14 protein-coding genes are annotated in these 17552 nt (G+C 54.6%); 6 read left to right on the top strand and 8 right to left on the bottom strand.

The genetic code is table 11. The features are described from left to right. Window positions 1-6 precede the first annotated feature (6 nt). From rsxG to ydgT, 6 genes are all read right to left on the bottom strand, one after another. Window positions 7-636 carry an electron transport complex subunit RsxG gene (gene rsxG, locus O1Q98_RS01930; RefSeq protein WP_164512993.1) on the bottom strand — a complete coding sequence of 210 codons (630 nt, stop codon included), beginning with the start codon at window positions 634-636 and terminating at the stop codon, window positions 7-9. 12 nt (window positions 637-648) lie between these two features. Next, a complete protein-coding gene (gene rsxD, locus O1Q98_RS01925; RefSeq protein WP_125259551.1) occupies window positions 649-1701 on the bottom strand; it encodes an electron transport complex subunit RsxD in 1053 nt (350 codons plus the stop codon). After that, complete coding sequence (gene rsxC / locus O1Q98_RS01920; RefSeq protein WP_125259550.1) at window positions 1702-3900, bottom strand: electron transport complex subunit RsxC; 2199 nt, start codon at window positions 3898-3900, stop codon at window positions 1702-1704. Continuing rightward, window positions 3893-4489, bottom strand: coding sequence for an electron transport complex subunit RsxB (gene rsxB, locus O1Q98_RS01915; protein ID WP_125259549.1), 597 nt, complete (start codon window positions 4487-4489; stop codon window positions 3893-3895). Before rsxB ends, rsxC begins: the two co-directional genes overlap by 8 nt. Beyond that, window positions 4489-5070, bottom strand: a complete 582-nt coding sequence (gene rsxA / locus O1Q98_RS01910; protein WP_125259548.1) for an electron transport complex subunit RsxA — start codon at window positions 5068-5070, stop codon at window positions 4489-4491. The genes rsxB and rsxA overlap by 1 nt, the downstream gene beginning before the upstream one ends. A gap of 210 nt (window positions 5071-5280) precedes the next feature. After that, window positions 5281-5496 carry a transcription modulator YdgT gene (ydgT, locus tag O1Q98_RS01905; protein WP_125259547.1) on the bottom strand — a complete coding sequence of 72 codons (216 nt, stop codon included), beginning with the start codon at window positions 5494-5496 and terminating at the stop codon, window positions 5281-5283. Window positions 5497-6161: 665 nt separating this feature from the next. On the opposite strand from ydgT, the gene O1Q98_RS01900 reads away from it, so the two are divergent. Continuing rightward, window positions 6162-7871 carry a polysaccharide lyase family protein gene (locus tag O1Q98_RS01900; protein ID WP_125259546.1) on the top strand — a complete coding sequence of 570 codons (1710 nt, stop codon included), beginning with the start codon at window positions 6162-6164 and terminating at the stop codon, window positions 7869-7871. A 109-nt stretch (window positions 7872-7980) separates the two neighbouring features. On the opposite strand, the gene araA is transcribed toward O1Q98_RS01900, so the two are convergent. After that, window positions 7981-9492: an L-arabinose isomerase gene (araA, locus tag O1Q98_RS01895; protein ID WP_125259545.1), complete on the bottom strand. Its 1512-nt coding sequence runs from the start codon at window positions 9490-9492 to the stop codon at window positions 7981-7983. Between the two features lie 87 nt (window positions 9493-9579). After that, on the bottom strand, window positions 9580-11259 hold the full coding sequence (locus tag O1Q98_RS01890) for a ribulokinase (RefSeq protein WP_125259544.1): 1680 nt from the start codon (window positions 11257-11259) through the stop codon (window positions 9580-9582). Window positions 11260-11642: 383 nt separating this feature from the next. On the opposite strand from O1Q98_RS01890, the gene O1Q98_RS01885 reads away from it, so the two are divergent. The 5 genes from O1Q98_RS01885 to O1Q98_RS01865 all read left to right on the top strand — a co-directional run bounded on the left by O1Q98_RS01885 (window position 11643) and on the right by O1Q98_RS01865 (window position 17442). Next, complete coding sequence (locus O1Q98_RS01885) at window positions 11643-12626, top strand: arabinose ABC transporter substrate-binding protein (protein ID WP_125259543.1); 984 nt, start codon at window positions 11643-11645, stop codon at window positions 12624-12626. Window positions 12627-12735: 109 nt separating this feature from the next. Further along, window positions 12736-14262 carry an L-arabinose ABC transporter ATP-binding protein AraG gene (gene araG, locus O1Q98_RS01880; RefSeq protein ID WP_125259542.1) on the top strand — a complete coding sequence of 509 codons (1527 nt, stop codon included), beginning with the start codon at window positions 12736-12738 and terminating at the stop codon, window positions 14260-14262. Window positions 14263-14280: 18 nt separating this feature from the next. Next, on the top strand, window positions 14281-15267 hold the full coding sequence (gene araH / locus O1Q98_RS01875; protein WP_125259541.1) for an L-arabinose ABC transporter permease AraH: 987 nt from the start codon (window positions 14281-14283) through the stop codon (window positions 15265-15267). A 28-nt stretch (window positions 15268-15295) separates the two neighbouring features. Beyond that, window positions 15296-16246 (top strand): arabinose operon transcriptional regulator AraC, encoded by a 951-nt coding sequence (gene araC, locus O1Q98_RS01870; RefSeq protein ID WP_240632763.1) that lies wholly within the window; start codon window positions 15296-15298, stop codon window positions 16244-16246. A 146-nt stretch (window positions 16247-16392) separates the two neighbouring features. Beyond that, window positions 16393-17442, top strand: a complete 1050-nt coding sequence (locus tag O1Q98_RS01865) for an oxidoreductase (protein WP_125259540.1) — start codon at window positions 16393-16395, stop codon at window positions 17440-17442. The last annotated feature ends 110 nt before the right edge of the window (window positions 17443-17552 follow it).

Here is a 17552-nt window from a genome sequence, read left to right as displayed (position 1 = left end):
TCTGATTCATGGTTTCTCTCCACAAGGCCGCAGTTGAGATAACTGTGGCGGCAATGTTTGTAACCAGAGTGTTCCGCGTTTTACCGCATTCACCACGGCCCGGGGGGTGATGGTGGCACCGGTAAACTGATCGAACTGGCCGCCATCTTTTTTCACCGCCCAGCGGCTGTCATTAACACCTTGTACAGTCTTACCGCTAAAATGGCGTACCCATTCGGAAATCCGTATGTCGATTTTATCGCCCAACCCCGGCGTTTCATGGTGTTCTGTCACTCGAACGCCCAGCACGTTGCCCTGAAAATCGGCGCCAATCAGTAACTGAATTGCGCCGGAGTAACCGTCTGGCGCGGTGCTTTCCAGTGCGGCGGCAACCGGTTCGCCGTCTCGACGCGCGATATAAACCCGATGCGCAACGGCCGATCCCAATGCGCTATCGGTTATCTGGTAGCATTCGGCGAGTAAATCATGGGTATACCGATCGGCTGGCAGCACTTGTGCCAGCAACGCGCGCTGTTGGGCCTCGACCTGTTGTGAAATGGTGCGTTCGGTCATCACATTCACCAGCGCGGTCAGGCCAGTGGTGACGGCGGCGAATATCGCCAGTGTCGTTGCGTGTCGGCGCATGGTAGTCAGCAGCATAATCTGTCCTCAGGCATGCCCATAAGCGCGTGGTTTGGTGAAGTAGTCAATCAACGGTACGGTGATATTCGCCAATAAAACGGCGAACGCGACACCATCAGGATAACCGCCATAGGTGCGAATAAGCCACACCAGCGCGCCTATCAGCGCGCCGAACAGCATGCGTCCCTTCGGTGTGGTTGAGGCCGTAACCGGGTCGGTCGCAATAAAAAAGGCACCGAGCATTGTCGCGCCGGAGAACAGATGCAACAGCGGCGGTGCGCTGATTTCAGGGTGGAAAAACACCCCTGCTTGTGAGCAGAGCGCCAGCGTCAACAGGAAACACACCGGAATGTGCCAGTGAATTACCCGTACCAGCAACATCAACACGCCGCCGGCCAAAAACCCCGCATTCACCCATTGCCAGCCGACACCGCCAAACACGCCAGCGAATACGGGTTGAGACAACACCGTTTCAACCGACTGGCCACTGCGTAATCCGGTTTTAAAGGCATCCAGCGGGGTAGCCTGACTCATACCATCAATCCCTTGTAGCAGGTGATGCACATCCTGCCCGGTGCTGCCATGGCCGGTAAAAATCGCCATTAACGCATCGTTAAAATCAGGCGAAGCGGCTTGCAGTGCGCCTGCGGGCAGCCAGCTTGTCATCTGGACTGGAAATGAGATAAGCAGTACCACGTAACCTATCATCGCCGGGTTAAAGGGGTTCTGGCCCAGACCGCCATAGACCTGCTTGGCGACGATAATCGCAAACAGCGTGCCGAGCACCACCATCCACCACGGCGTGAGCGGCGGCAGGCTTACCGCCAGGAGTACCGCAGTCAGCAGCGCTGAGTTGTCTTGCAAGGTTTCCAGCACCGGCCGCTTTCTGAGTGACAACGTCACGGACTCGGCGATAAGTGCAGTCATACCGGCCAGCACAATCTGAATCAGGTTGCCATAACCAAAAAACCAGGCCTGCGCGGCGATTCCCGGCACACAGGCAAACAATACCCACCGCATAATAGTCTGAGTTGACTGGCGGTTATGGGTAAACGGTGAAGGTGCGATTCTAAAAGCCATTTAATCCTCTTGTGCTGCCAGTGCTGCGGCGGCCTTGCGTGCTTTAACCCGGGCAATGGCGTCAGCGACGGCCGCTTTGCGTGGGTCAGTGATGGGGTGAGGTATCACATCGTCTTGCGCTGGCGAAACCGTGTCATCGGCAGTGGCTGGCGCGCGGGCGACGGTGGGCGCAGTGGCCGGTGTCTGCACATCGTGAATATCGTGAACAGGTGACGGCATCTCGTCAGTGTGTGACGGTGTCACGCTTGCATGTTGTTCCGCTTGTGCGGCCTTGCGCGCTTTTACTCGTGCGATGGCGGCGGCTACCGCCGCCTGACGTGTGTCATGCGGTTGGCTGGTGGCAGGGGGTGTTGATGTCGCCGGGGTCTCAGGCGTAGCGGCCTGCGTATTCACCGTCTGCGCCTGGTTTTTGCGTGCTTTTACGCGCGCAATCGCGGCGGCTACGGCTGCTTTCTGTGGGTTCGTCTCAGCCCCGGCAACCTCGGCTGGCGATGGCGTCGTCACTGAGGAGGGCGATAACTCGCTGGCGGCGATGTCTTGCTTATCTTCAGGCGGCGCAGAGTGTGCTTTTTCAGCCTGTCGCTGACGCGCCAGCGCTTTGCGCGCTTCACGAGCGGCGATCGCCGCCTGATTGTCCGGCAGTTGACCGCTTTCAATACGCATGCCGGTTTGCAGCGCATTGGCCTGCTTGCTGCGCACCCGCTCCAGTGCCGCCATCACCGCGCTTTTATCGGTGCCGGAAACGGTCGCCGCCGCTTGCTGATGACGTAACTGACGGGCCTGTTTCTCTTGTTCCAGACGAGTCTGTCTGGCCTCAAAGCGTTCTTTGGCCTGCGCAGCTTTATGGGCTTCTCTGTCTAATGCCTGAATTTCGGCCTTTTCCTGACGGTAGTATTGCACCAACGGTATATTGCTGGGGCAGACATAGGCACACGCACCACATTCAATACAATCAAACAGATGATGCTGGCGCGCTTTTTCGTGTTCATCGCCACGGCTGAACCAATAGAGCTGCTGTGGCAATAGCCCGGCCGGGCAGGCATCCGCGCATTTGCTACAGCGTATACACGCCTGTTCTTCTGCGGGCGGCTGAATTTCGTCCCGGGACGGTGCCAAAATGCAATTGCTGGTTTTAATGATCGGCACATCAAGCGCGGGCAGGCTAAAGCCCATCAGCGGGCCGCCCATCACGACCATCGGTTGCGTGGTGGTCACGTGATAACCGGCGTGGCGCAGTAAATGTCGTACCGGCGTGCCCAGCCGCGCCCAGACATTGCCGGGCTGTCGCAGGGCATCGCCTGTCAGTGTCACCACGCGTTCGGTGAGCGGCTCGCCGTTTATAACAGCACGCTTGATGGCATAGGCCGTACCGACGTTTTGCATCAAAACGCCGATGGATGCCGAGTGCTTCCCGAACGGGACTTCTTTGCCGGTCAGGATTTTTGTCAGCTGCTTTGCTCCCCCCGACGGGTACTTGGTTGGGATCACCCGCATCGCAATACGCGGGTAATTGACCAGAATGCTGCGCAGTGCGGCAATCGCTTCAGGCTTATTGTCTTCGATACCCAGTAAGACTCGCTGCGGTTGTAATACGTGATCGAGAATATCAATGCCTTGCGCTATTTCATCGGCGCATTCTTGCATCAGGCGGTCATCTGCGGTGATGTAAGGTTCGCATTCGGCGGCATTAATAATCAGCGTGTCGATACGCTCCAGGCCGCCTTGTAATTTTGCAGCGGTCGGAAACCCGGCCCCTCCCAGCCCCGCAATCCCGGCTTGATGCAGGTGAGAGAGCAACTGGGCAGGCGAGTATTGCCGATAATCGCTCAGGGTCTCGCGTTCGCACCAGGTATCCAGGCCGTCGGGCATCAGGATGATACTCAGCTCCGTCAACCCCGAGGGGTGATTACTGAGATGATGCCGGATAGCATGAACCGTTCCTGAGGTCGGCGCATGTACCGGCAGCATTCTGCCGCTGCCACGGGTCAGCGCCTGGCCGCGCAAAACCTTATCGCCGACCTTGACGCACAAGGTACCTTCTGGCCCGAGATGCTGTTTAAGCGGAACAATAAAATAATCTGGCAGCGGCACCTGGCGCAGTGGCACCCGGCTGGACTGGGTTTTCATTTCCGGGGGGTGGATACCGCCCTTGAAGTCCCAGATTCTGTCTTTTCTGAAGGCGGCGAACAGCTTAAACATGGTTGTTTATCACCGGAGTGGGAGATTGTGACTGAATAACATGAACCGGAATGGCTTCAAGGTTCCATTTCCAGTGGGTGGGCGTCGGCGCTATCGGCCTTAAGTCGATACAATCCGTCGGGCAAGGCGGCACACACAGGTTACATCCGGTACACAACTCACTGATAACGGTATGAACTGCACGGGTACTGCCAACAATGGCATCGACCGGGCAGGCCTGAATACATTTGGTGCAACCGATGCAATTGCTTTCATCAATCCAGGCGACCTGTGCAATCGGCTGGGCAGGCGTGTCCTCGGAGAGCGGTTGCGGCTCGACGTTCAGGCACTCTGCCAGTTTTAACATCAGCGGTTCACCACCAGGCACGCACTTGTTAATCAGCTCACCATTAAGCGCGATGGCTTGTGCATAAGGGCGACAACCCGGATATCCGCACTGTCCGCATTGGCTTTGTGGCAGCATCGCCTCGATTTGTTCTGCCACGGGGTCGTCTTGCACCTCGAAACGACGTGACGCAAAACCGAGAATCAGGCCCGAGACGGTTGCCAGCGCACTTAAGGCAATCACTGCTATCCAGATAACGGTCATCAGAATTTCACCAATCCGGTAAAGCCCATGAATGCCAGCGACATGAGCCCCGCCGTCACCAGTGCGATGGACGCACCGCGAAACGGAACCGGCACATCAGCGACCGCAAGACGCTCGCGTAAGGCAGCAAACAGCACCAACACCAGCGAGAACCCGGCAGCGGCGCTAAAGCCGTAAACGGTCGCTTGCAGGAAATTGTGCGATTGATTGACGCTCAGTAACGCCACCCCGAGCACCGCGCAGTTGGTGGTTATCAGCGGCAGATAGATCCCCAACAGGCGGTAGAGCGCAGGGCTGGTTTTACGCACTGCCAGCTCGGTAAACTGCACCACCACGGCGAACACCAGGATAAATGCCAGCGTTCTGAGATAGAGGAGGTTAAACGGCAGTAAGACATAAGCATTAACCAGCCAGGAGAATACCGAACCGACCGTCATGACAAACGTCGTGGCAAAGCCCATGCCGATGGCCGCTTCCAGTTTTTTGGACACCCCCATAAACGGGCAGAGACCAAGGAATTTCACCAAAACAAAGTTGTTGACCAATATTGTGCCAACAAACAACAAGAGATATTCGCTCATTACAGTGCCTGCTAAACAAAACCGGCGTATTATCCGGTATTGTCCGTCATTCGACAACTTACCCAATGTAGGGATATTGCGTGGTGGTTCCCTTCACGCGGTGAAATGGCATAAAAAAACAGCATGCCGGATGATATCCCTATCAGGTCGATGCTGCTTTGCAAGAGTAAAAACCGATGCGTTACGTGAAAATGCGGTGCGCGAGCACGATTAGATAACAAAATGCCAAACGGTTTTAGGCACCTGTCCCACATCAAACAACTTTCCGCCAGCGGCTAATTCGGCGCGGCGATGATCGGCTGCCCGATACATATTGATAATTTCATGGTTATCAGTCAGCGAATAGTTGAGATGGTCGAACAATTTTTCAAGACTGTCCGCCGTATTGACCTTTCTAAATTTTAATAAATATTCGTAGACGCTCATTTTTGAAAATCAGCAATAAAGTGAAAAAGGTTTTCAGTATATTCTTCGTAACTTTCCTGTCCAGTGCTGAATTTAAAAATAGCGTAGCATAAGGTGCTGGAGAATAAATTCAGTATAAATACCCTTGAATACATCAGGACTGCTGGCGGGCTGTTGGGTTGTCGGGTTAATTAACACGCTCTCGCTAATTGGAATGAAATAATTGATTAGAACACGAATAATTTTATGAATTAAATAATCCGTTATCATCCAATGCCCGGGTTTTTCCTCCTCGTTGCGCCTTTGGCTGAAATTTTGTGATCCACTGCAAAAAATAATGGGTTGTATTTTATTGCACCGCGCCGGTTGGTAAAACCTTTAACGAGTTATTAACTGAAAATGCGAGCAGCGGCAGGTCGTTCTTTGTTTTTCTGCCATGAAATCGCAGGCCGGGGCAATGGCAAAAAGGTGTTGTATCGGGGCACTGCGCAAAATGGCGTGGCCCTACGGGTGGAACAGGTGTGCCGGAGAGGGATAATGGTGAGACAGCCGTCTGGCATGCCATTGATTTTTCTGGCGAGCTAAAGCCAGTGGTAACGGGAGCCGGGCGCTCGCCGTATTGTGCTGCCGTATTGTGCTATAGCAGGCCTGCAAACTGAAAAATGATGAGGAAGAAGGGAAACCCTATGCAAGGTAGATTACATCTTATCGCGTTCGGTATGCTGTGCTCGTCACTGGCGCAAGCGGCATCATCCGATGTGAGTATGGCGCTTTCCGGTATGAAAGCGCAGTTGGATAATGGGCTGGTATCGGTAGCTATCGGCAGTGATGGCAGTATTGGCACATTGTCTAATGGTAGCCAAAATCTGATTGATAAAACCAATGCGCAAGTCAATGCACTAGGAAAAAGCAGCACCGGTTATCTGGATTATTATTCAGGCGCATTTTTGAAATTTAAACCACAACAAGTTTCTGTTATCGAGAATACTAAGGATATTGCCCATATTGCCTATATTGATAATGAGGCAAATGCACTAAGTCTGGAATATCACTTTATCATCCGGCGAGGGGTGAGCGGGGTTTACAGCTATGCGGTTGCGCGCAATGGCACGAGCGCGAACCTGACGGTGAGTGAATTACGTGGTGTGTACCGCTTTAACCCTTTCTTGTTAGATCACATTTCAAACGGTATTCGTAGCACCAAGCCCTATCTTTATTCTCAACTGGATAAGTTTGAGAAAATTCAGGATGAAACCTGGAAATTACCAGACGGTAGTTATTATTCCAAATATGACTTTTCCGGTTATCTGCGTAAAACCCCGGTCTGGGGCGCATATGGCAACAACCTTGGCGCATGGCTTGTGCCAGGCAGCTCGGAGTTCTTTTCCGGCGACGACACGAAACAGGATTTGATGGTACACCAGGATGGACTGGCCATTATGTATATGACCGGTTCGCACTTTGGTACGCCTGACCTGATTGCCCCTCCCGGTTGGCAGAAGCTCTACGGCCCTTGGCTGTTGTATGTGAATGCGGGCACAGAAGATCAAATGTACCGCGATGCGCTGTCGCGCAGCCAACAGGAAAAAGCCGACTGGCCGTATAACTGGGTCAATGACGCTCGTTTCCCGGTTGATAGGGTGAGCGTCAGCGGGCGAATGAATACCACGCAGCCGATGAACCTTACGCTCACGTCATCACTGAATGAGCCTTCCGATGTGCAAACGCTGGGCTATGCCTTTACCACCAATACCGATTCGCAGGGCAATTTCCGCTTTGATAAAGTGCGCAAAGGCAAATATACCCTGACCGTTTATGCCAATGGCGGAACGCGTCCCGGCGTGCTGTATAGCGACGTTGTGGATGTGAACGCCAATACGGTAATTCCCGCGATTGCCCTGTCAGATGCCGCACCGCTGGTATGGTCGATAGGTAACAGTGACCGGCTGGCGGGTGAGTTTAAGTTTGGCGACCAGTTGCGTAACTATCACTGGCAGAATGATGTTCCCGCCAGCCTGACGTATACCATCGGTCAGTCCAGCCCGTCGCAAGACTGGTACTACGCGCAGACCAACCCCGGCGACTGGAATGTCAATTACGTTGATCGCGCCGATGGCAGCAGCCGGGTGCTGAATGTGGCATTTGCGGCGGCCAGTAACCGTGGCATGACAAACCCGACGACGCCGTCGTTGTCTGTGCTGGTTAATGGCACCAAAGTGAAAGATATTCAGTATGACAATGATAAGGCGCTATATCGCGGAGCGTTAAACAGCGGCAAATACCACTATGAGCGTATTGCGATTAGCGGTGCTTTGTTACGTGATGGCGCAAACACGATTACGTTCCGCCTTAACGGTGGCACCTTCATGTACGATGCCGTGACATTAACAAAGTAATCACATGACCCGCACCCCTCTGACCCCGCTTCACGAAATCGGGTGTCAGGGGGCATGACGGCAGGTTTACGCTATCTGCGTTATCTCACTTGCGCTATCTTGCGCTCTCTCACGCAAGCGTAGCGCCAAAGCGGTAATACAGTGAATTCCAGCGCAGGCTATCGCCGAATTCAGGCAGCGTGGTCTGTGCGTCAATGACGCAGAGTTCGATGTTATGCAACTCGGCATATAGGCGCAGATAATCGATATCCAGAGCCTGACTAAACACAGTGTGATGCGCGCCTCCCGCCACTATCCATGCTTGTGCGGCAACCTCCAGCGAGGGCTGCGGTTGCCACACCGCTCTGGCTACCGGAAGTTTCGGCAGCGGTTGGGGCGGCTCTACGCCATCGACCTGATTGACCAACAGGCGGAAACGATCGCCAAGATCGATAAGGCTGGCATTGAGCGCCGGGCCTGCTGGCGCGGAGAAAATCAGCCGGGCAGGATCGGCTTTACCGCCGATACCCAAGTATTGTGCATCCAGCAACGGTTTGGGCTCGCTGGCGATGCTGGGGCAGACTTCCAGCATGTGTGCGCCCAGTACCAGCGGTGTACCCGGTGAGAAATGGTAGGTGTAATCCTCCATAAATGAGGTGCCGCCGGGCAAGCCCTGAGCCATGACTTTCATGATGCGCAGCAGCGCCGCCGTTTTCCAGTCACCTTCAGCGCCAAATCCGTAGCCTTGCTGCATTAAGCGTTGTACCGCAAGGCCCGGCAGCTGTTTCAGACCATAAAGGTTTTCAAAATTGGTGGTAAAGGCATGAAAGTTGCCCTGTTGCAGAAAACGTTTCAGACCAAGTTCAATGCGGGCGGCATCGAGCAGGTTTTGGCGTTTGGGCCCGTGCAGCTTGACGGCATCGCTTAACTGATAACAGGCTTCGTACTCCTCAATCAGCGTATCGATGTCACCCTGACTGATATCATCGATGACGCCCGCCAGGTCGCCGAGCCCCCAGGCGCTCACCGCATAACCAAACTGAATTTGCGCCGCGACCTTATCCCCCTCGGTCACGGCGACTTCACGCATGTTGTCGCCAAAGCGCGCGATTTTCAGTTGGCGGCTCTCCTGACGTGCGGCGGCAACCCGCATCCATTTGGCAATGCGCGCTTGCGCGTTGCTATCTTGCCAGTGTCCCACCACCACCTGATGCGCCTGACGCATGCGCGCACCGATAAAACCGAATTCCCGGCCACCGTGTGCCGTCTGGTTCAGGTTCATGAAGTCCATGTCCATACTTTCCCAGGGGATGTCGGCATTAAATTGCGTATGGAATTGCAAGAGCGGTTTATTCAGGATACTCAGGCCGCCAATCCACATTTTGGCGGGAGAAAAGGTGTGCAGCCAGGTCAACAGGCCAATGCACTGTTCCTGATGATTGGCATCGCGACACAGGGCGGTGATTTCATCGGGCGTTTTGACCAGCGGTTTTAGCACCAGACGTACCGGCAGCCTGGCATCGCGGTTCAGTGCATTGACGACTTTCTCGGCGTTCTCTTTCACCTGACGCAGCGTTTCCGGGCCATACAGATGCTGACTGCCAATCACAAACCAGACTTCAAGCGACGTAAAGTATTCCATGATAACTCCTGTTGGGCTCCCTAAAGGGAAGTAAACGGCGTGATAGGGTTAATAGGGTTAATTGCTTAGGGTTAATAACTAGGGTTATCAGTCTTTACTGGCCGGGCTATAGGCCGTTTGCGCCAGTTGGCACCAGCGCTGATAACGCTGATAAAGCTGCTGGTAGCGGGCGACGCGAACCGGGTCAGGCAGTAAGGTGCGCTCAACCCCACAGGCCATTTTGTGCTGTGCGCCGGGAATATCCGGGTGAACGCCTGCGGCGACGGCGGCGAAAATAGCTGCGCCTAATGCACAACACTGGTCGGAAGCGGCGATTTGCAGCGGAAGATTCATGACATCGCTGCACACTTGCATAATGGTGGGCGATTTGCGCGCAATGCCGCCCAGCGCCAGCAGGTTATGTACCGGTATCTGCTGTGACTCAAAGCACGCCATAATGGCGCGCGCGCCAAATGCTGTGGCGGCAATCAGCCCGCCGAACAGGGCCGGTGCATCGGTAGCGAGATTAAGATCGGTTATCACCCCTTTAAGACGCTGATCGGCGAAGGGGGTACGGCGACCATTAAACCAGTCAAGCACCACCGGGAGATGGTCAAGAGAGGGGGCGTCGGCCCATGCCTGCGTCAACTGCGTCAGTAACTGCGTTTGTAACCGTTCGATCGCCTCTGACCACTCAGGGTGTTCGCGAGCAGCCAGCTGAAGCGGCCAGGCTAATATCCGGCCAAACCAGGCGTAGATATCACCAAATGCGGACTGTCCTGCCTCCAGGCCGACATAACCGGGAATAACGCTGCCATCCACCTGACCGCAGATACCGGCTATCGTCTGGTTGCCAACGCGCTCAGGCTCCGCAATCAGGATGTCGCAGGTGGAGGTGCCGATAACTTTCACCAGCGTGTAGGGCTGGGCACCGGCACCCACCGCCCCCATGTGACAATCAAACGCGCCGCCGCTGAGAGTGACGTTTGCCGGCAGGTTAAGGCGCTGCGCCCATTCTGCGGTGATCGTGCCGACCGGTTGTTCGGCCGTCCAGGTTTCGCTAAAGAGCGGAGCCTGGAGTCGCGAGGTGAGACAAGGGTCGAGCGCCTGTAAAAAGGCGCGCTCAGGCAGGCCACCCCAATCCGGGTGCCAGAGTGACTTATGACCTGCGCTGCACCGGCCCCGGCGGATAGCGTGAGGCGATGTGGTGCCGCTCAAGAGTGCCGGTATCCAGTCACATAACTCTATCCATGAAACCGCATGCTGGCAGACGGCCGGGTCAAGGCGGCTAATATGGAGAATCTTGGCCCAAAACCATTCGGCAGAATACACCCCGCCGCTGTAGCGTGTGTAATCGGGAAACTGACCGCTATGGCACAAGCGGTTGATAGCCTCGGCTTCGTCAATCGCGGTGTGATCTTTCCAGAGAATGAACATGGCATTGGGGTTGTCGGCAAAATCAGGGCGCAATGCCAAAACCTGACCGTGCTCATCGATTGGCGCGGGCGTTGAGCCTGTGCTGTCAACGCCGATGCCGACGATGTGCTGGCGCTGTGACGGGCTAAGTTGTGTTACCACTGCGTGAATGGCCCGCTCCATCGACTCGATGTAATCAAGCGGGTGGTGGCGAAACTGATTGCTGGATGGATTGCAATAAAGCCCCTGCTGCCAGCGCGAATAGTAGACCACCTCTGTTGCCAATTCCTGCCCGGTATGGCAATCCACCGCCAATGCACGCACGGAGTCACTGCCAAAATCAAGACCAAGCGTAATCGCATCCGCACGCATCGTCGTTGCTCCTGTTAATCATGGGGATAATGCTGTCTACGATAGACAGAGCGAAAACGGGCGGTGAGGAGCGATTGGCTGGAAGTATGTATTTTTCTGCCACAGCGCGGTGTTTTGTGATGGCTCTCAAAAAGTTAACGGCTGGTTAAATTTGCTGAATATATGCACGAAACAGCTGTAGTTTCCGAATGTGATAATGCTCTCTCTTCATGGCGAAAATACCCGCTACAAATGACGCGTCTGACCGGGCCGGAAGATGGAATTTATCTAACCTTTTGTTTTTCCATTTATCCCAGAAAAAGCTGCCTACTCATGGCGTGATACACACACGAGAGCAGGCCCGGTTGCCAGTGTGTTAACAAGAATCATCAGCGGAGAAGACCATGCATAAATTCACTCGGGTTCTGGCGGCGATTGGCCTGGCTGCCGTTATGTCACAATCCGCTATCGCGGAAAATATGAAGCTGGGTTTTTTAGTGAAGCAGCCGGAAGAGCCCTGGTTTCAGACAGAGTGGCGCTTTGCCGACAAAGCCGGTAAGGATTTAGGTTTTGATGTGATGAAAATTGCCGTACCGGATGGAGAGAAAACCCTGAATGCCATTGACAGTCTCGCGGCCAGCGGGGCGAAGGGATTTGTGATTTGCACGCCAGACCCGAAGCTCGGGGCCGCGATTGTGGCTAAAGCACGCGGTTATAACCTGAAAGTGATTGCTGTCGATGACCAATTTATTAATGCCAAGGGACAACCGATGGATAGCGTGCCGCTGGTGATGATGGCGGCAACCAAGATAGGTGAGCGCCAGGGGCAGGAGTTATGGAAAGAGATGCAAAAGCGGGGCTGGAATGTACAGGACACGGCTGTCATGGCTATCACCGCCAATGAGCTCGATACCGCGCGTCGTCGTACCGGTGGGTCAATGGAAGCACTGAAGGCGGCGGGGTTCCCCGAACAACAGATCTATCAGGTTCCCACCAAATCTAACGATATTCCCGGCGCATTTGATGCGGCCAATTCGCTGTTAGTGCAGCATCCACAGGTCAAACACTGGCTGGTTGTTGGCATGAACGACAATACCGTATTGGGCGGCGTGCGGGCGACGGAGGGGCAGGGATTTAAGGCGGCCAACGTTATTGGTATCGGTATTAACGGCGTTGATGCGGTTAGTGAGTTGTCGAAGGCGCAGCCGACAGGCTTCTATGGCTCATTGCTGCCGAGCCCGGATGTTCACGGTTACAAAAGTATCCAGATGCTGCATGACTGGGTGACGAAAGGGGTTGAACCGCAAAAATTCACCGAAGTGACTGACGTGGTTCTGATTACCCGCGACAACTTCAAAGTCGAATTGCAGAAAAAAGGCCTGATGTAACGCAGTCGCGATGTAATGCAATCGTCCGGCGTTCAGGCACGTTGCGCCACGCCGGGGAGACGGGCCGCGCCGTCATATCCGGCGGCGCAGACCACTTGAGGATGCTGAAATGACTGAACCGTCACCGTATTTATCTTTCCGGGGTATTAGCAAGGTTTTTCCTGGCGTCAATGCGCTCACAGACATCAGTTTTGACTGTCATGCCGGGCAAATCCATGCGTTGATGGGCGAAAATGGCGCAGGTAAATCGACACTGTTAAAAATCCTGAGCGGCAATTACACGCCTTCGCAGGGCGATATTCGCATTAAAGGGCAACCCGTGCGCTTTAACAATACGCTGGATGCGCTCAATGCCGGGGTCGCCATCATTTATCAGGAACTGCATCTGGTGCCGGAGATGACGGTGGCAGAGAACATTTACCTTGGCCAACTGCCCCATAAAGCCGGGGTCGTGAATACCGCGTTATTGCGTTATGAGGCCGGGTTGCAGCTAGCGCATCTGGGATTGGATATCGACCCGGATATCCCGCTTAAATATTTGTCCATCGGGCAGTGGCAGATGGTTGAGATAGCCAAGGCGCTGGCGCGTAATGCGAAAATTATTGCCTTCGATGAGCCGACCAGCTCGTTGTCGGCCCGTGAAATCACGCAATTATTTCGGGTGATTCGTGAACTGCGGGCCGAGGGGCGGGTGATTGTGTATGTATCGCATCGTATGGAGGAAATTTTTGCCCTCAGCGATGCGATTACGGTGTTCAAGGATGGGCGCTACGTAAAAACCTTTAGCGATATGCAGCAGGTGGATCATGCCCAGTTGGTGCAGGCGATGGTCGGTCGTCAGTTGGGGGATGTGTATGGTTATCAACCGAGAGCGTTGGGCGAGCCGCGCTTAACGCTGCACGACGTGAAGGCCATTGGCGTCAGGGAGCCGGTGTCGTTGTCGGTACGGCGCGGTGAAATCGTCGGGCTGTTTGGTTTGGTGGGGGCCGGGCGTAGTGAATTGATGAAGGCGCTGTTTGGCGCAACCGCTATTACCCATGGGCATGTGATGTTAGACGGCCATGTGTTACGCGCCCGTACGCCTGCAGACGCCATTCGCCAGGGGCTGATGCTTTGCCCGGAGGATCGCAAAGCTGATGGCATCATTCCGGTACATTCTGTGCGCGACAACATCAATATCAGCGCCCGCCGCAAACACATTCGCCATGGCTTTCTGATTAATGAGGCATGGGAAGCGGAAAATGCCGATCATCACATTGCTGCGCTGAATATCAAAACACCCTCACCGCAACAGCTGATTATGAATCTGTCCGGCGGCAACCAGCAGAAGGCGATTCTGGGGCGTTGGCTGTCAGAAGAGATGAAAGTCATCATGCTTGATGAGCCGACAAGAGGGATCGATGTGGGGGCCAAACATGAAATTTATCATGTGATTTATACCCTGGCGCAGCAAGGCATTGCGGTGCTGTTTGCCTCCAGCGACCTGCCCGAAGTGCTGGGGCTGGCCGATCGTATTGTTGTGATGCGCGAGGGCGCTATTTCCGGTGAACTTTTGCACGACGAGGCCAGCGAGCAGAGCGTCCTGAGTCTGGCAATGTTAAAAACCACGCCCACCACTGAACACGCGGTTGCCTGACCGCCAAGGAGTCGATGAATGTCTAGCGTTACGTCCCCCTCCCATGCGGCTAAACATGCTGGCTTTAGCCTCTCCCGTATCTGGGATAACTACGGCATGTTGGTCGTGTTTGCTGCCTTGTTCCTGGCCTGTGCGCTGTTTGTGCCGAATTTTGCCACCTTTGTGAATATGAAAGGGCTGGGGCTTGCTATCTCTATGTCTGGCATGGTGGCCTGCGGCATGTTGTTTTGTCTGGCATCGGGCGATTTTGATTTGTCTGTCGCCTCGGTCATCGCCTGTGCTGGTGTGACGACAGCGGTGGTGATTAACCTTAGCTCGAGCCTTTGGTTAGGGGTCGGGGCTGGTTTGTTACTGGGGGTGGCATTTGGTCTGCTGAATGGCTTTGTCATCGCGCGATTGAAAATCAATGCGCTCATCACCACGCTTGCAACGATGCAAATTGTACGTGGCCTGGCCTATATCATTTCTGACGGCAAGGCCGTTGGGATAGAGGACGAGCGCTTCTTTACGCTTGGCTATGCCAATTGGCTCGGCCTGCCGGCACCGATCTGGCTGACCGTATTGTGCATGATTCTGTTCGGATTGCTGCTGAATAAAACCACGCTTGGCCGCAATACGCTGGCTATTGGCGGTAATGAAGAGGCTGCCAGGCTTGCCGGTGTGCCGGTGGTGAGAACCAAAATCATCATCTTCGGGCTATCCGGCCTGGTTTCCGCCGCAGCGGGCATTATTTTAGCCTCCCGCATGACCAGCGGGCAGCCAATGACCTCCATGGGCTATGAGTTGATTGTGATTTCTGCCTGCGTATTGGGGGGCGTGTCACTGAAAGGCGGGATTGGCAAGATATCCTATGTCGTCGCCGGGGTGCTGATTTTGGGAACGGTGGAAAACGCCATGAATTTGCTCAATATCTCGCCGTTTGCACAATATGTCGTTCGTGGCCTTATCCTGCTGGCTGCCGTTATCTTTGACCGCTATAAACAGCTGGCAAAGAAAACAGCCTGATATCGATAATCCTTTTTCTGGAGGGCGTATGTATCACCGCATGGCGCATGAATCACAGCCGAATCCGCTATTGCCAGGCTATGCGTTTAACGCCTATCTGGTTGCCGGTCTTACCCCGATTCTGGCCGGTGGGCCGCTGGATTTTTTTATCGACAGGCCTGATGGCATGAAGGGTTACATTATTAACCTGACTGTCAAAGGGCAGGGCAAGGTGCTGGATGGCGATGAGACTTTTTTCTGTGATCCCGGCGAGCTGCTGCTCTTTCCGCCGCGCTCGCGCCACTATTACGGCCGGGCGCCCGGTAGTGACTGCTGGTATCACCGTTGGGTCTACTTTCGTCCTCGCGCTTACTGGGCTGACTGGCTTGAGTGGCACAGCAAGGGGCGTGATGTCGGTCGGCTCAAGCTAGATAGCCCGGCGCTGCTACAGGAATTTGATGCGCTGTTTGCCTCAATTGAACAGACGCACCGCTCCGGGCGTCGTTTTGCCGAGGAACTGGCAATGAATTTACTTGAGCGTTTGCTGTTGCGGGCGATGGAGGAAGACCCCCAAAGCCCGCAGCGGATAATGGACCCGAGAATTATCGAAGCGTGCCAATTTATTACCGGCAACCTTGCCGGGGAGTTACGTATCGATGAAGTGGCGCGTCATGTCTGCTTGTCGCCATCCCGGCTGGCGCACCTGTTTCGTGAACAGGTGGGGGTGAATATTCTGCGCTGGCGCGAAGACCAGCGGGTTATCCGCGCAAAGCTGTTGTTGCAAACTACGCAAGAGTCTATTGCCGCCGTTGGCCGGGTGGTCGGTTATGACGACCAGCTCTATTTCTCCCGCGTGTTTCGTAAACGCGTCGGCGTTAGCCCCAGTGACTTTCGTCGTCGTAACAGCGAAATCCATCATCCGGTATCCGCCCCGGATACGATGCAAGATGTGTCGCACCGTGCGTTGCCGCCTGCACACCTTTGGGGCATGGCGCGTTGACGGCCATGGGCGCGCTCATTGCGCGCTCCCAGGTGTTATACTAGGTTTTGTGTTGCACATGCATTAATTCGGTGCAACCGAATACCAATAGGCGTACGCACTGTTCTGCCGTGCGCAAACTGTGCGTCAATGAGGGGAAATTAAGTATGGCGGATACCATCCGTGTTGGTTTGCTGGGGTACGGGTATGCCAGCAAAACGTTCCATGCACCATTGATTGCCGCTACGTCCGGCATGAAGCTGGCGGCGATTTCCAGCAGCGATGCGACCAAGGTACAGGCTGACTGGCCATCAATGAAAGTGGTCGCCGAGGCGCAAACGCTGTTTGACGATCCTTCCATTGATTTAATCGTCATCCCCACACCGAATGATACCCATTTCCCTTTGGCCAGACAGGCGCTGGCCGCCGGTAAACATGTGGTGGTCGATAAACCGTTTACCGTGACGTTGTCACAGGCGCGCGATTTGCAGCAGCAGGCAGAGCACGCCGGCAAGCTGTTATCCGTTTTTCATAATCGCCGCTGGGATAGCGACTTTCTGACGCTAAAACAATTGCTGAAAACCGGCGCGCTAGGTGACGTGGTTTATATGGAGTCGCACTTCGACCGCTACCGGCCAGAGGTGCGAAAGCGTTGGCGTGAAGAAGGGGGAGAAGGCAGCGGCATCTGGTTTGATTTGGCACCGCATCTTATTGATCAGGCATTGCAGTTGTTTGGCCCGCCAGTGGCCATTCAGGCTGATTTAGCGCAACTGCGGCCAGCAAGTAAAGCGACCGATTATTTCCATGCCACGCTTATCTATCCTCAACGCCGGTTAGTGCTGCATGCCTCGCTGTTGGTGGCCGCCCAAAGCGCCCGCTATATCGTGCATGGCACCCAGGGAAGTTATGTGAAGTTCGGTCTCGACCCGCAAGAAGCGTTATTAACGTCGGGTGAAAAACCACAGGATCATCGTGATTGGGGTCAGGATAGCTGTGATGGCGTGTTAACGCTAAACCATGAAGGTGAATTAATAGAGCAACCTGTACCGACGATCCCCGGCCATTATCAGTCCTATTATGCCGGAATTCGTGATGCCATTTTGGGCAGGGCGGAGAATCCGGTGCCGGTTGCACAGGCGATTCACGTCATGGAGCTGCTTGAGCTAGGCCTGACATCGCACATGCAAAAGAAAGCGATGACATTAAAGAATCGGTAAGTGGATTTCGTCACGATTTGTGACGTAAAACCCGTGCTATCCAGCGGGCTTCAGCCTTGCAATATGCAGGCGTATTGCCGATAGTGGGACATGATTTCAGCAGGCGATCT

The organism is Dickeya lacustris (assembly GCF_029635795.1).
Lineage (GTDB): Bacteria > Pseudomonadota > Gammaproteobacteria > Enterobacterales > Enterobacteriaceae > Dickeya > Dickeya lacustris.
This window is presented reverse-complemented; position numbering and strand designations above follow the sequence as displayed.